Below are 13,065 nucleotides of genomic sequence, written 5' to 3' on the forward strand. Positions count from 1 at the left end.
AATAAATATTTTAAGATTGTTATCAATATTTTTCAGAAATTTATTTGTTTTTTCATAAAAAATCCCAAGTGTATATGCACTTGGGATTTTTAAATTTAATATGCTTTATGAGTACCATAAGGACCTATTAAATACCAAGCTACTACAATTGCCAAAGGTAAAAACCCTCCTTCAACTTCTTGTGATTCCTGAACATTTAGTTCTACTAAATTTAATTCTTCTAAATTCGCTAATGCTGATTCCATAAATACTAAATTTTAAAAAAGTTAATTAATAAATTCCAACAAAAAACCATTTCTCGAGAAGTATTTTGTTATAGCAAACTTAGCAGACTTCCGTCCAATAAACTTGGACGGAAGTCAAAAGCCGAAATTTTGTTTTAATAATCCCTTATTTTCAATACTTACTTCAAACCAAATTCTGCTTATTCCATAAATTATAATACTCCGTTTTTTGATCCAACAAATCAAAATGATTGCCTGATTCTACAATTGTCCCATTTTTCATAACTAATATAGTGTCAGCATTGGCTATTGTGCTCAAGCGATGTGCAATGACGATTATAGTTTTTCCTGAGAATTTAAAATTATCGATAACATCTTTCACTATTCTTTCTGAATTAGTATCGAGTGATGCCGTGGCTTCATCCATTAACAAAATTTCGGGATTTTTATACAATGCTCTTGCAATAGCAATTCTTTGCTTTTGTCCGCCCGAAAGCATTGCTCCATTTTCACCAATCTGTGTTTCAAATCCGTTTGGCAATTTTTCGACAAACTCATGAATTCCAAGTTGTTTTGAAAGCTCTAAAATTCTCTGAATATTAGGAAAAGATTCCCCTAAAGCAATGTTTTCTATAATATTTCCAGAAAACAAATTAAGCTGTTGGGGAATAACACCAACAATTTCTCTTAAACTCTTATAATGAACATGTTGAAGGTCAAAATCTCCAATACTAATTTTACCTTCTTTTATGGGATAAAGGTTTTGCAACAGCGAAATTAAAGTTGTTTTTCCGCTACCGCTTTCACCTACAATCGCTGTTGTTTGGTTTTTCTTGAATATGGCATTAAAATTTTTAAAAACTTCGACGCGAGATCCATAGCGAAAAGAAACATTTTCAAATTTTATATTTCCTAAATTTCCTTTTGTCAATTCAATCTTGTTTTCTGTTCCTTCTCTTTCTAAGTCCATAATTTCAAAAAGCCTATCAGCAGCAATTAATGCATTTTGAGCTGTTTTATTCATGTTTATTAAAGAAGCCACAGGAGAAGTAAAATATCCTATCAGAGCATAAAATGAAAACAATTCTCCAGGAGTAATTGCTCTATCGATTACATACCCTGAACCAATCCACATTAAAATTACAGTAAATACAGAGGCTAAAAATTGTGTCGAAGTTCCAGCAAAAATGCCATTTAAACCAGATTTATAAGTTATGAATAATAGCTTTACAAATTTGTTTTCGGTTTTTAAATTCGAAAATTCTTCAATTCCAAATTCTTTAACAGTTCTAACATGCGTAATACTTTCAACTAATTGTGTTTGTAATTCTGCTGCATTCTCCATTATGTTTCTTTCAACCTTTTTGTTGAATTTGTTTAGCAGAAAATAAACTAAAACATAAAATGGAATAACTAGAATGATAACCAAAGCCAATTTCCAATAATAGGTAAACATTAATGCAAATGAAAAGACGACGATAAAAATATTTACAATCATTTCGATTGCGGTTTCATTTATAAAGGATCGTATTTTTACAGCATCATTTATTCTAGAGGTGATTTCTCCTATTTGCATGGTATCAAAAAACCGCTGTGGCAGATGAAGCAAATGTTTATAATATCCTAAAATTAATTTAGCATCGATTAACTGACCTGTCTTCATCACAAAAATGCTCTTCTTTGACCCAATATAAGCTTGAAGCAAAATAATAGCGATCATGGAGACACTTAATAAATTAAGAAGATTTCTATTCCCATCAACTAAAACATAATCTGTTATTTTTTGAATATAAATAGACATTGCCAATCCTAAAATCGTAAAAACTATAGCACCAATTAATGCTTGAATTAATATCGTTTTATGTGGCTGAATTAGATTCCAAAACCGTTTTATAGGTGACGTTTTTTCATTTAGTTTTTTAAAATCATCATTTGGTGCAAAAAGAATCAAAACTCCTGTCCATATTTTTTGAAATTCTTCAAAAGTGTATGTCCCCATTTTACCAAAACCTGGATCCATAACTGTAATTGTAGATTTTTCAACTTTGTAAATAACTACATAATGTTGAAATTGCTCTTTTGTAATAATATGAGCAATTGCAGGAAGCGGAATTTTATCTAAAGAATCAAAACCTCCCTTTACTCCTTTTGCTATAAAACCCATTTTCTCGGCAGCTTCAATTATCCCAAGAACATTAGTGCCTCGTTTATCGGTATTGGCATATTGACGAATTCTCGCTATGGGAAAATTAACTTTGAAATGGTTTCCAATAGATGCCAGACAAGCAGCACCACAATCTTTAATATCATGTTGTTTTATTTTTATTGAAGCCATTTATTTTTTAGCTGATAATTGTTTTGGGTTTAGCCAATTGTCTATTTTGTCAAATAACAAATCGAATAAACTTCGGCGCGTAATTATATATCTTGTGGTTAAGGTCATTCCTTTTGAAACATCAGTCTTGTAACCCGATTTTAGGTGCAAAGTTTTAGAATCTAATACACAGCGAACTTTAAAAAAAACCTGCTCTCCCTGTGTTGTTATATTTTGGTCAATGTCAATTACTTTCCCTTCTAATAAACCCCATTGGTTATAATTAAAAGCATCTAATTGAAATTTTACTTTTTGATTTTTCTTAATCAAACCAATATCGTTTGGAGAAACATTATTCTCAACAATAAGATGATCTGGAGAAGAAATTGTTGCAATAGATTGCGATACGTTTACAAAAGAACCTTTTTGAATCCCTGAAAAGTTTTCTATAGTTCCCGAAATAGGAGCCAAAACGAAATAATTATTTGCCTCAACGTTTATTTTTGCAACAGTTCCATTAAGATTTTTTAATCGTTCTTCTAAATCTCTCTTCTGATTTTCCCATGTTGATTTTTGCTGACTTATAAAACTTTGCAATGCTTGTTTGGCTAAGCGTAACTCATATTCATATTTTTCAAAATCTGCTTTTGCGATAATATCTTTATCGTACAAAATCTTATTTCGGTCATAATTTATCTGAGCGTGAGAGATTTTGCTTTGCAGTTCGTTTTTTGCAGATTGAAATTTAAATAAATCTTCACGCGCTGTAGATGTCTGCAATTGTGATGGCTTATTCTGTAAAAGATTTGAAATATCACTTAACAACATCAAAACGGAGCTTGATAATGTATCTTGGGTTCTTTTATCACTTTCTAAATTTTCTTTAGAGATCTTTAAAAGTGTATCTCCTTTTTTTACAAAAACATTATTTTTTAATGCTATCCAATTTATCCTGCCACTTACAATTGTTGCAACAGGAACATTATCTATCTTACTTCTAACAATACCTCGGCTCTGACTACTGACGTCGACTTTAATTAAAGGCAATAATCCCAAGAAAATCAGAACGGTTAAAATTAAAATCAAATAGATTGAAAAGCTTTTTGCTTTGTTTTTTGCAATAAGATTTTCGAGAGTGTTTATAGGGTCTGAGCTAAACTGCATATCAATTAATTTGAGGTGCTTGTCAATAAATTAAATATGGTATTCTCCAGAATTGTAGTTATCAATTATTGCCTTTGCTTTTTCATAATCTTCTTCGGCTACTTTTAGCTTTATAGCATTTATATCTCCAACTAAAACGCCCCATGGATTAAAAACAGACATTAGTGATGCATCTTCAAAAACTTGAATAGAAAAACTTTCCAATAACATTTTCAAAATAGTTGCTTCTTCTTTACTTCCTTGGTGAACAGATATTCTTCTTTTTTCTTCGATCACTTTATTTCATTTTAATCTATAATCATAAAACCGACTTTGCTCTTATGATCTAATAATTTATGATTTAAACCCGCTTTTAATATTAAATAAGCATAGATAAAATCTCCGACTGCACCTAAAGTCATCGAAAAGCCAATAAATAAGAAAGTCAAATTATGATAAAGAAAGCCATAAATTGAAGGCAATAAGCCAAGAATAAAAAATGGTGCAAGTGCAACAACTAACATTTTCTTGGATTCTAACGGTTCCGTACAATTTGCAAAAGGCATTAAATATTTCTTAATGAAACCAAATTTTACCGATTGCCATCCTTCTTTTGAAAAAAGTGCCATAAAAATTCCATGTATAATTTCATGCACAATTATGCCTACGCAAATAATTAAATTGGGAACCAATAAAATTAAAAGCACATTTAGTTTTTTATTATCAAAAAGCTGTAATGTTTGCTTTACTGCTTTCAAATTACCTGCAAAACCTTGATTCCATGTGAAATACAATATAAATAGAAAAAACAAAATAATCGGTACACTTATTAGTATTCCTAAAATTTGCACTTTTTTAGAATTAATAGAGATTTCTTTCATTTTCTATGATTTTATAATTTCTAATTTCTAATAACTCCTGTGGAATTTTAATTTTTTCAATTGATATTAATTCTGTTTCAACAGTTTGATTTATTTGATTAAAATTTATTTCAGTTTTATTATATGCCAAAATTTCATTTTTATCAAATGAAAGACTCATCAATTGATTTTTCATATTGAAATTAAAGTAATCACTATAGGCTGTATTAATAAAATCAATATCACAAATAGTTTTTATTGTACAATTAAAGGTATTATCTTCATTGAAATAATGGTATAGATAAGATTCAAAGTCAAAAATATTTTCTGGATTTGTTTCTTTTGCGCTGTTTAGAAAACCAATTCTTTTAGACATATTATCATTCTGCTTTTGAAAATTTGAAAAATCAATTGAAGATAAATGTTGTGTTTCCGAATTTATTGAATATATCTTATCAACCTTTTTTATGTAAATACTTTTTTTATCTTCAAAAAATACGAGGACAATAGAATCATCAACTAATATTTTTTGCAGAATATTTTTTCCGCCAAATCTTAAATTAAACAATAAACTATACATAAGGATATAAATATTTAAAGGTGGCATCACATGATGCCACCCCATAAATTAAAGCAATAACGCGCAAGCCATACCTGCAGCAAAACAGACTATAACTAGTCCAATCAGTATACCTCCATCAATATCAATCATCTCTTGAGTTGATAATGGAGAAACATTTAATTCAATTAAGTTCATCATGTTCTATTTTTTTAATATTTTAAGAATAATAATATGCAATTGCACAACCCACAGCAAAGCCTACGCACCATGCACCTCCATATACTAATAAAGGTGCAATCCCACCTTCTATTTCTTGTGACTCTTGAATGCTTAATTCAACTAAACCATAATCTTTTAAACCCACTAATGTTAGTTCCATAATTTTAAAATTTAAAATGTTAATTAATAAATTCAACAAAATCATTTTCTCGAGAAACAATTTGTTATAGCAAACTTATCAGAGTTCCGTCCAATAAACTTGGACGGAAGTTAGAACCGCCAAAAATTTCTTTAGATTCATCATCTTTTATTGTTTTAAGCGAAAAATTCAATATCAGTTCAAAAGAAGTTTCATAATAAAACGTCTGTCTTTTTTTACAATACTTTATTGGAGCATCGAGTTCTTTTATGAGTTCTAGCTCATTATAAAACTGGCTTCGGCTCAGACATAATCTTTTTGCAAATGTTAGGGGTGAACCTGTTTTTTCTCCAGAAATTAATCTGTGCATTTTTTTTATCCTCTCAATTTGTTTAATAAAATTCATATTCTCATTGTAAAAAATCAATAAAATAAAACAGGACTTAAGAATTTAAAAATCGTTCTGTTAAGTATTTAGGAATAACACACATAAGTCCAAAAGATGAAATTAGAACAGTATTTTTAAAAAATACCTCCCCGAAAAGTTTTAAAAATATCAGAATAAGACATTTTGTAACATTTTCATACAATGAAGTACTAATACAATAGTGATATTTACTTTTTTGTTTAATAAAAACTAATATAATTATTAACAAACATTTAAAACCTTAAACACTATCTTGCACTCTTATATTAAAATAGAAAACGCTACTTTTGTGCGTTAAATACGAATTAAAAACAAAAAATGGATATAGTTATCAAACTCTCTCAATTTCTATTGAGTTTATCTTTACTTATTATTCTTCATGAATTAGGGCATTTTATCCCTGCTAAATTGTTTAAAACTAGAGTCGAAAAATTTTATTTATTTTTTGATGTTAAATATTCACTTTTCAAAAAGAAAATCGGAGAAACAGAATACGGTATCGGATGGCTTCCGCTTGGTGGTTATGTGAAAATTTCTGGAATGATTGACGAAAGTATGGACAAGGAGCAAATGGAGCTTCCGCCTCAGCCTTGGGAATTTCGTACTAAACCAGCTTGGCAGCGTTTAATTATTATGCTTGGTGGTGTTACTGTAAACTTTATCCTGGCTTTTATTATCTATATCGGAATGGCTTTTGCTTACGGAGATACTTATATTGCTAATGCTGACTTAAAAGATGGTGTCCTGATTGAAAATCCAGTGATGCTTAAAGCTGGTTTTAAAACAGGTGACAAAATTATTTCTATTGATGGTAAATCTGTAGAAAATTTTGACAAAGACATGAATATTAATATTATCATGGCTAAAGAGGTTTTGATTGAAAGAAATGGACAACAGCAAACGCTAAAAATGCCAACTGATTTTATAGATCAGCTTTCTAAAACAGAAAAAGGGCTTCTTGTTGGAATTCGTAGACCTTTTGCAATTAGCCAAATTGCAGAAGATTCTCCAAACCAAAATTTAAAACCAAAAGATTTGATTCTTTCTCTTAACGGACAAAAAATTAAATATTTTGATGAAGCTAAAGCTGTCTTGGATATGAACAAAGGAAAACAAATTCCTGCAGTTGTTTTACGTGATCTAAAAGAAACTCCAATTACTTTAAAAGTTACTAATGATGGTAAATTAGGTGTTGTTTCTGGTGGTTTAGACATGAAATCATTAGAAAAACTAGGATACTATAAAATAAGTACAAAAGAATATGGTTTCTTCGAATCTATTCCGGTTGGCCTTGAAAAAGGAAAAGATCAATTGGTAAGTTACGGAAAACAATTGAAAATGATTTTTAATCCAGAAACAAAAGCTTACAAACAAGTGGGTGGTTTTGCTGCGATTTACAACATTTTTCCAAGTTCTTGGAGCTGGGAAGTATTTTGGTCAATCACAGCTTTATTGTCAATTATGCTTGGAGTTATGAATTTATTGCCAATTCCGGCACTTGATGGTGGTCACGTAATGTTTTTATTGTATGAAATTGTAAGCGGCAAAAAACCGAGCGATAAATTCCTAGAGAATGCGCAAATGGTTGGTTTTGTTTTACTTATTTCACTACTACTATTTGCTAATGGTAACGACATTTACAAAGCCATTGTAGGCAAGTAAAAAAAAGTCAAAAAAAGAGTGAAAATGTTTTTGAGAAACTAAAAATAGTTTTATATTTGCACTCGCTAAAAAGAGCAACACTTTCCTCCTTAGCTCAGTTGGTTAGAGCATCTGACTGTTAATCAGAGGGTCCTTGGTTCGAGCCCAAGAGGGGGAGCAACTTTTTTTAGCAAACATATTAACCTTTTAAGGTGATTCCTCCTTAGCTCAGTTGGTTAGAGCATCTGACTGTTAATCAGAGGGTCCTTGGTTCGAGCCCAAGAGGGGGAGCTTATTAAATACCACTTACAAATTGTAAGTGGTATTTTTTTTTTTGCATCATATTGACTGCTAATCAGAGCCCCGAAAGCTTTCGGGGTTGGTTCTCCCGATAACTATCGGGACAAGAGGGGGAGCAACTTTTTTTAGCAAACATATTAACCTTTTAAGGTGATTCCTCCTTAGCTCAGTTGGTTAGAGCATCTGACTGTTAATCAGAGCCCCGAAAGCTTTCGGGGTTGGTTCTCCCGATAGCTATCAAGACAAGAGGAGTCGTTTAAAAAAACAATTAAATAATTTTATCTACCTTAATAATGCATTTTGTTTACATTCTCTATTCTGTCAAATTAAACCGATTTTACACAGGATATACTTCTAATTTTGACAATAGAATGGAATTTCATAGAAATGCTGAATCTCACAAGTTCACTGCAAATGCTGAAGATTGGGAATTATATCTTAAAATAGAATGCGAAAATAAATCTCAAGCACTTTCTATAGAAAAGCATATTAAAAATATGAAGAGCAAAACATACATTGAAAACTTAATTAAATACCCAGAAATAATAGATAAACTTCTTATAAAATACAAATCTGACTGCTAATCAGAGCCCCGATAGCTATCGGGGTTGGTTCTCCCGATAGCTATCGGGACAAGAGGGGGAGCAAAAAAGACTATCAGAAATGATGGTCTTTTTTTTGCCCAAATTCCAATATTATAGGATTGCTTATTTAACCGCAAAGAGCGCAAGGGTTTTACGCAATCCCGATAGCTATCGGGAGCAAAGATTTAACGCAGAGGTCGCTAAGAGTTTTTTTTACGAGACTTAATAGGAATCTATAAAAGAGATCGCAAAGGTTGCCAATCTATGTCGATATGTGAATGTGATCCTTCGTTCCTCAGGATGACAAAACTGTACGCATTAACACAATCTTGTCATCCTGACGGAGGAAGGATCGCACTAGAAACTTTACAAAGCATTTCTCCAATCTTTATCGATATGCGAATGTGATCCTTCGTTCCTCAGGATGACAAAACTGTACACATTAACACAATCTTGTCATCCTGACGAAGGAAGGATCGCACTAGAAACTCTACAAAGCATTTCTCCAATCTTTGTCGATATGCAAGTGTGATCCTTCGTTCCTCAGGATGACAAAACTGTAGGTAAAACAAAAAAAGCTCGCAAAGTTTTATCTACATAAAACTTTGCGAACTTAATTTTTAGATTTATCTCAAAATAGCCTTTGCTCCCGATAGCTATCGGGATTGCGTAAACCTTAGCGTTCTCTGCGGTAAAAAAACTTCACGCATAAAGAAAACCCTATTTCATTGTCAAAGTTTCGCTCTTGAACCTTTTCATTAAAGTATTTGCTTTTTCATCTTCATTTATTGCTTTTAAGGACTGAGCATATCTATAATAGTAAATAACCTCTAAATCTTTGGTTTCTTCAAATAACTGCGTGTAATAGCCAGCCGCGGCACTAAGATTGCCTTCAAAATAAAAGCGGTCTGCTACTTTTTTCAGCATATCGATAGATTTATACCCTTTATCAATAACTTTTTCGTAGGTGTCGACTACATTAACGCTTACATATTTTGAAGATATAGCCGAAGGGGCTGTAACTTCTACCTTAACTGGTTCTAGAGGAGCAGACGAACTTGCAACAAGCGCTTTGGCTTCTATTGCATTTGGAGCTACTTTAGGTTTTCTTTTTACGTAATTCGGAATTACCGTTCTTGTATTATTTGGCCCTAGATCGTAAGTATCGACCATGTCCAGCTTTGAAACTTGGTAGGTAATAATTCTACCTCCAAAAAGCTTATTTATTCTTTCTTCGACATAATAAGATTGTATGACATAATCACCCGTCGAAAGACTATCCGTCAATAGTGTCGTTTTTCCGGTTGTTGGAGAAGCGGAGGCATGGTTGGTGCGCTGAGCAAAACAGCCGAGAGAAAATACGAACGCAAGTGTACATAAAATTGCTTCATACTTTTTCATGATTTTTAAATAAAATTAGATGCCCCAATAAAAAACTCAGCCTAAAGTTACTGATTTTATTTTATTTAGCTTTTATTCTAACCATGAATTGCTTAGAAAACCGATAAAATACTACTTTTTATGCATTTATCATTTTAACACAAGCTTTCTGTATTTCTTCGTCTGAAAATGGATGCAAAGCTTTTGCCAGCATAACACTTATTCTAATACAACTTAACATCTTTATTCTTAACGAGAGATCGTTTCCTTGTTCTGTTTCTAGAAGGTATTCGAAAATTTCGGTTAAGTATTCTGGATGTTTTCTAAATTCTCCGTCGAAACAAATATCTGACACCAATTTAGATACTGATCTTATCACTCTCTTTTGATTTGCATTGCTTTCGCTTTCTGTTTTCATGGCGTTTATTTATGGTTTTGGTTATGAATAATTATTGTACGAAAAATTGTATTTTTGCTTCGGCTAAATAAACAATAGAATACATTCTAACAAAATAGATTACGATTTTATCTCACAAGCAAAAAGATTGTATTTTACTATATTCCTAATTTTTAAGGATTTTTAATATCTTTGAAGTATGAGCACAGCAACAAAACCAAAACATATCGGGAGAAACATAAGCCGTATTAGAGAGCTTAGAGGAATGAAACAAGAAGCACTTGCGATTGCGATAGGTGTAAGCCAACAATACGTTTCTACCATTGAAGGAAGCGAGAATGTTGACGATGAAAGACTAAACTCTATTGCAGAAGCTTTAGGAGTTTCGGCTGAAGCGATTAAAAACTTCTCTGATGAAGCAGTTTTGAATGTTATTGGAAATACTTATACCAATAATGACATTGTTAACGCTGGACTGAATTATAATTGCACTTTCAACCCGATTGATAAAATTGTGGAACTTTATGAGCGTTTGGTTCAGGCTGAAAAGGATAAAGTGGAGTATTTAGAGAAGTTGATGAAAAAAGAATAATTTCTTGTTTTGAAAATATAAAAAGGAAGCTAATCATTATCTTACAACAGAATTTAGAATATCTGTTTTCGCAACTTCCTAAAAGTAATACTTATTCTCTCAAAAGAATCATTACCAACTTCTGATAAAATAGCATGAAGCCATAATTCTTGAACTTTTTGAGTCATGTAAAACAAGCTATTAGGATAAAGCAATACATCAAAAGTAATTGCAGGATTTAACTTATTCTTGAAACGCATAGTTCTCTTATTACCTAAAGAAATAATAGCAACCCCTGTATTATCTTCGAGAATATCTATTTGATCTGAATGAAACCCCATCTTAGAGAATTCATTGTAATAATAATTAATCAGACAATTATTAGGCATAAATCCTAAATATATGTTTATGTAATTTGCTATTTTTTCAATATCACTTGGAAAAGGAATAGTTGAATAATGTATATTAGAGTAATTATAGGGATCCCCATAGCTTTTGGTCTTCCTAGAAATCATAGACTCATCCCAAATAGTCTCCATTTTTATTTTAAAAAAAACTTCCTCTTCATTTGGCAATATATTATCAAAATATTGTGTTTCTCTTTTTAAATCAGTTAGTTCCATGGGATTTTTAAAAGCTATTCATATAAAAATACAAAAAAACACTTACATTTACATCAAAAAAAACTTAATGCCTATAAATGATAAATTTGGAATTCCAATAATTCACCATCCAAACTTCCCAAATGACATTGTTGGTGATATTGGAGTTGGTAATATTGAATTTGGAGCTGGTAGAAATTATTTTGGAAAAAGAGAATTTCCTAATTGTTATTTAACCGATTTAAAGAATCCTGAACTGGATCATTTTTCGATTCACGAAGATTATGAAATTAGGGACTGTCACTTCCTTGATGCAAACTGCGATTTTTATAAATATGATTTTGACCGAACATTTCAAAACATAATTTTATGCAATCCCTATTTTTATGGGTTTCAAGGTTTGGGAAATGCAAAAAAGTTTTTTGATAGAGCAGGTGATCTATTAGAAAATGATGGAAAAATACATATTATAGGAAGTTCTTCAAACAAATGGTGTTGTAAAGATTCTTTAGAGGAGTATCTTGAAAATGAAATAGAAGAATACAAATCAAACCATACATTTATTTTGGAAGCACATGAAGAACTTACAAGACAACATACTATAAATGTTACTTACAATTTCTATAAAACTGAACTTAAAGATATAACTGTTCCAAATGAACGATTAGTTCTAAAAAAAGTATAATATGGAAAATATTAATATCTATAAAGACGTACAGCTAACGGAAAACTATCAAGGTTCATCCTATAAAAATAATCTTAATGATCATATTGTTTCAGTTTTAGATTATGCTTCTATGCATAATGAAAGCAAAGCATTAAAAAGTAAAGATTTAAAATTTAGCAAACAACTATATTGGGAATGTTTGGACGTAATTTACGAAAAAAATTATATCAAAGAAAGCGAAATCCAAAAGAGCAAGAACAGAAAATTGAAACAAAATATATATAAATCAATAATAGAGAGTTTAGGTGATTTTTTTAAAATGGAAGACAATCTATTAGTTGAAACTATTGATTTTACTGTAAGCAATTACATGGATAACTATAAGTATCAAAATGTATTAGTTGCAAATAATCCATTTTCATTTGCAAATAATATTTTTATAAATAACAAGCTGCTGTATTCATTCACTGATAATAAAGATGAATATAGTCATTTACTTAAACCTAATAAAAAAGAAAGTGAATTATCAAAAAATTTGACTATCGGAGTATTAGGAAAAGGACATCGCAAAGATTATTCACAAGCATATATTAAAGACATCTATGCTCTAAGAAACCTACTTATTAACTTATTAGATGAAAAAAAGCATGATTGTCGCAATCCCATAAAAATTAGTGATCTTAATAAAAATTTTAGAGATTTAGGAATTCCAGAAAGTGAGCTAACAGATAGCAATATTAAAAACTGGATCGTTCAACCATTAAAAAGATTTACGAAAATAGGATCAAATAAATATGGTTATTTTATAATTAAAACAGAAGAAGATTTGTTTGAATCATATGAAAGTCATTACAAAAAGTTTTTGGGACTTTATAAAACTTTAGAAAGGCATAAATATTTTGCCAAATCATTTAACGAATATCAAAAATATACCAAACATTTATCAATTACAAAAAATGATATTTTTGAAATAGATTAAAACCGAAAAAAGCGCCGCAATCCAAAGATTACGGCGCTTTTCTATTTTCTATAAAA

Annotated in this window: 17 protein-coding genes and 3 tRNA genes; 8 read left to right on the forward strand and 12 right to left on the reverse strand. The window is 30.6% G+C overall.

Annotated features, from left to right (window positions below; genetic code table 11):
* Positions 1 to 95 precede the first annotated feature (95 nt).
* From LPB248_RS10465 to LPB248_RS10505, 9 genes are all read right to left on the reverse strand, one after another.
* Positions 96 to 245: a class IIb bacteriocin, lactobin A/cerein 7B family gene (locus LPB248_RS10465; RefSeq protein WP_177211383.1), complete on the reverse strand. Its 150-nt coding sequence runs from the start codon at positions 243 to 245 to the stop codon at positions 96 to 98.
* A gap of 163 nt (positions 246 to 408) precedes the next feature.
* Complete coding sequence (locus LPB248_RS10470; RefSeq protein ID WP_177211384.1) at positions 409 to 2,559, reverse strand: peptidase domain-containing ABC transporter; 2,151 nt, start codon at positions 2,557 to 2,559, stop codon at positions 409 to 411.
* Complete coding sequence (locus tag LPB248_RS10475) at positions 2,560 to 3,702, reverse strand: HlyD family secretion protein (protein ID WP_177211385.1); 1,143 nt, start codon at positions 3,700 to 3,702, stop codon at positions 2,560 to 2,562. It abuts the gene before it with no gap.
* 30 nt (positions 3,703 to 3,732) lie between these two features.
* The gene (locus LPB248_RS10480; RefSeq protein WP_177211386.1) at positions 3,733 to 3,978 is read right to left on the reverse strand and encodes a putative signal transducing protein; all 246 of its coding nucleotides are present in this window, start codon (positions 3,976 to 3,978) and stop codon (positions 3,733 to 3,735) included.
* An 11-nt stretch (positions 3,979 to 3,989) separates the two neighbouring features.
* The gene (locus LPB248_RS10485; protein WP_177211387.1) at positions 3,990 to 4,562 is read right to left on the reverse strand and encodes a DUF3267 domain-containing protein; all 573 of its coding nucleotides are present in this window, start codon (positions 4,560 to 4,562) and stop codon (positions 3,990 to 3,992) included.
* The gene (locus LPB248_RS10490) at positions 4,543 to 5,166 is read right to left on the reverse strand and encodes a hypothetical protein (RefSeq protein ID WP_177211388.1); all 624 of its coding nucleotides are present in this window, start codon (positions 5,164 to 5,166) and stop codon (positions 4,543 to 4,545) included. Before LPB248_RS10490 ends, LPB248_RS10485 begins: the two co-directional genes overlap by 20 nt.
* Before the next feature lie 3 nt (positions 5,167 to 5,169).
* Positions 5,170 to 5,301, reverse strand: coding sequence for a class IIb bacteriocin, lactobin A/cerein 7B family (locus tag LPB248_RS10495; protein WP_177211389.1), 132 nt, complete (start codon positions 5,299 to 5,301; stop codon positions 5,170 to 5,172).
* Positions 5,302 to 5,320: 19 nt separating this feature from the next.
* Positions 5,321 to 5,482 (reverse strand): hypothetical protein, encoded by a 162-nt coding sequence (locus LPB248_RS10500; RefSeq protein ID WP_177211390.1) that lies wholly within the window; start codon positions 5,480 to 5,482, stop codon positions 5,321 to 5,323.
* A gap of 64 nt (positions 5,483 to 5,546) precedes the next feature.
* Entirely contained in the window at positions 5,547 to 5,831 is a 285-nt protein-coding gene (locus tag LPB248_RS10505) for a hypothetical protein (RefSeq protein WP_177211391.1), read from the reverse strand.
* A gap of 375 nt (positions 5,832 to 6,206) precedes the next feature.
* Here LPB248_RS10505 and rseP point away from each other — a divergent pair, with 375 nt between their 5' ends.
* The 5 genes from rseP (at position 6,207) to LPB248_RS10530 (ending at position 8,413) form a co-directional block, all read left to right on the forward strand.
* Positions 6,207 to 7,550 carry an RIP metalloprotease RseP gene (gene rseP, locus LPB248_RS10510; protein WP_177211392.1) on the forward strand — a complete coding sequence of 448 codons (1,344 nt, stop codon included), beginning with the start codon at positions 6,207 to 6,209 and terminating at the stop codon, positions 7,548 to 7,550.
* A gap of 83 nt (positions 7,551 to 7,633) precedes the next feature.
* Positions 7,634 to 7,707: transfer RNA gene (locus LPB248_RS10515), tRNA-Asn, on the forward strand.
* A gap of 39 nt (positions 7,708 to 7,746) precedes the next feature.
* Positions 7,747 to 7,820 (forward strand) — tRNA-Asn (locus LPB248_RS10520).
* 164 nt (positions 7,821 to 7,984) lie between these two features.
* A tRNA-Asn gene (locus tag LPB248_RS10525) sits at positions 7,985 to 8,081 on the forward strand.
* Positions 8,082 to 8,122: 41 nt separating this feature from the next.
* Positions 8,123 to 8,413: a GIY-YIG nuclease family protein gene (locus LPB248_RS10530; protein ID WP_177211393.1), complete on the forward strand. Its 291-nt coding sequence runs from the start codon at positions 8,123 to 8,125 to the stop codon at positions 8,411 to 8,413.
* A 720-nt stretch (positions 8,414 to 9,133) separates the two neighbouring features.
* Here LPB248_RS10530 and LPB248_RS10535 read toward each other — a convergent pair.
* Together LPB248_RS10535 and LPB248_RS10540 are read right to left on the reverse strand one after the other, a co-directional pair.
* The gene (locus tag LPB248_RS10535) at positions 9,134 to 9,814 is read right to left on the reverse strand and encodes a hypothetical protein (protein WP_177211394.1); all 681 of its coding nucleotides are present in this window, start codon (positions 9,812 to 9,814) and stop codon (positions 9,134 to 9,136) included.
* Between the two features lie 118 nt (positions 9,815 to 9,932).
* Complete coding sequence (locus LPB248_RS10540) at positions 9,933 to 10,211, reverse strand: hypothetical protein (protein WP_177211395.1); 279 nt, start codon at positions 10,209 to 10,211, stop codon at positions 9,933 to 9,935.
* A 178-nt stretch (positions 10,212 to 10,389) separates the two neighbouring features.
* On the opposite strand from LPB248_RS10540, the gene LPB248_RS10545 reads away from it, so the two are divergent.
* Positions 10,390 to 10,782, forward strand: a complete 393-nt coding sequence (locus LPB248_RS10545; RefSeq protein WP_177211396.1) for a helix-turn-helix domain-containing protein — start codon at positions 10,390 to 10,392, stop codon at positions 10,780 to 10,782.
* A 53-nt stretch (positions 10,783 to 10,835) separates the two neighbouring features.
* Here LPB248_RS10545 and LPB248_RS10550 read toward each other — a convergent pair whose 3' ends face one another.
* Positions 10,836 to 11,384, reverse strand: coding sequence for an alpha-ketoglutarate-dependent dioxygenase AlkB (locus LPB248_RS10550; protein ID WP_177211397.1), 549 nt, complete (start codon positions 11,382 to 11,384; stop codon positions 10,836 to 10,838).
* Between LPB248_RS10550 and LPB248_RS10555 the strand changes: the two genes are divergently transcribed.
* The gene (locus tag LPB248_RS10555; RefSeq protein ID WP_177211398.1) at positions 11,383 to 12,048 is read left to right on the forward strand and encodes a hypothetical protein; all 666 of its coding nucleotides are present in this window, start codon (positions 11,383 to 11,385) and stop codon (positions 12,046 to 12,048) included. The two genes, LPB248_RS10550 and LPB248_RS10555, sit on opposite strands and share 2 nt — an antisense overlap.
* A gap of 1 nt (position 12,049) precedes the next feature.
* A complete protein-coding gene (locus tag LPB248_RS10560) occupies positions 12,050 to 13,009 on the forward strand; it encodes a hypothetical protein (RefSeq protein WP_177211399.1) in 960 nt (319 codons plus the stop codon).
* Positions 13,010 to 13,065 lie beyond the last annotated feature (56 nt).

Source organism: Flavobacterium sp. LPB0248, from assembly GCF_013388355.1.
In the GTDB taxonomy this organism is placed as follows: domain Bacteria; phylum Bacteroidota; class Bacteroidia; order Flavobacteriales; family Flavobacteriaceae; genus Flavobacterium.

Excerpts from the sequence above, each read along its gene's own strand:
- LPB248_RS10465 (WP_177211383.1), bottom strand. The coding sequence starts at position 245 with ATGGAATCAGCATTAGCGAATTTAGAAGAATTAAATTTAGTAGAACTA.
- LPB248_RS10470 (WP_177211384.1), bottom strand. The coding sequence starts at position 2,559 with ATGGCTTCAATAAAAATAAAACAACATGATATTAAAGATTGTGGTGCT.
- LPB248_RS10475 (WP_177211385.1), bottom strand. The coding sequence starts at position 3,702 with ATGCAGTTTAGCTCAGACCCTATAAACACTCTCGAAAATCTTATTGCA.
- LPB248_RS10485 (WP_177211387.1), bottom strand. The coding sequence starts at position 4,562 with ATGAAAGAAATCTCTATTAATTCTAAAAAAGTGCAAATTTTAGGAATA.
- LPB248_RS10490 (WP_177211388.1), bottom strand. The coding sequence starts at position 5,166 with ATGGGGTGGCATCATGTGATGCCACCTTTAAATATTTATATCCTTATG.
- LPB248_RS10495 (WP_177211389.1), bottom strand. The coding sequence starts at position 5,301 with ATGATGAACTTAATTGAATTAAATGTTTCTCCATTATCAACTCAAGAG.
- LPB248_RS10500 (WP_177211390.1), bottom strand. The coding sequence starts at position 5,482 with ATGGAACTAACATTAGTGGGTTTAAAAGATTATGGTTTAGTTGAATTA.
- LPB248_RS10505 (WP_177211391.1), bottom strand. The coding sequence starts at position 5,831 with ATGCACAGATTAATTTCTGGAGAAAAAACAGGTTCACCCCTAACATTT.
- rseP (WP_177211392.1), top strand. The coding sequence starts at position 6,207 with ATGGATATAGTTATCAAACTCTCTCAATTTCTATTGAGTTTATCTTTA.
- LPB248_RS10530 (WP_177211393.1), top strand. The coding sequence starts at position 8,123 with ATGCATTTTGTTTACATTCTCTATTCTGTCAAATTAAACCGATTTTAC.
- LPB248_RS10535 (WP_177211394.1), bottom strand. The coding sequence starts at position 9,814 with ATGAAAAAGTATGAAGCAATTTTATGTACACTTGCGTTCGTATTTTCT.
- LPB248_RS10540 (WP_177211395.1), bottom strand. The coding sequence starts at position 10,211 with ATGAAAACAGAAAGCGAAAGCAATGCAAATCAAAAGAGAGTGATAAGA.
- LPB248_RS10545 (WP_177211396.1), top strand. The coding sequence starts at position 10,390 with ATGAGCACAGCAACAAAACCAAAACATATCGGGAGAAACATAAGCCGT.
- LPB248_RS10555 (WP_177211398.1), top strand. The coding sequence starts at position 11,383 with ATGGGATTTTTAAAAGCTATTCATATAAAAATACAAAAAAACACTTAC.
- LPB248_RS10550 (WP_177211397.1), bottom strand. The coding sequence starts at position 11,384 with ATGGAACTAACTGATTTAAAAAGAGAAACACAATATTTTGATAATATA.
- LPB248_RS10560 (WP_177211399.1), top strand. The coding sequence starts at position 12,050 with ATGGAAAATATTAATATCTATAAAGACGTACAGCTAACGGAAAACTAT.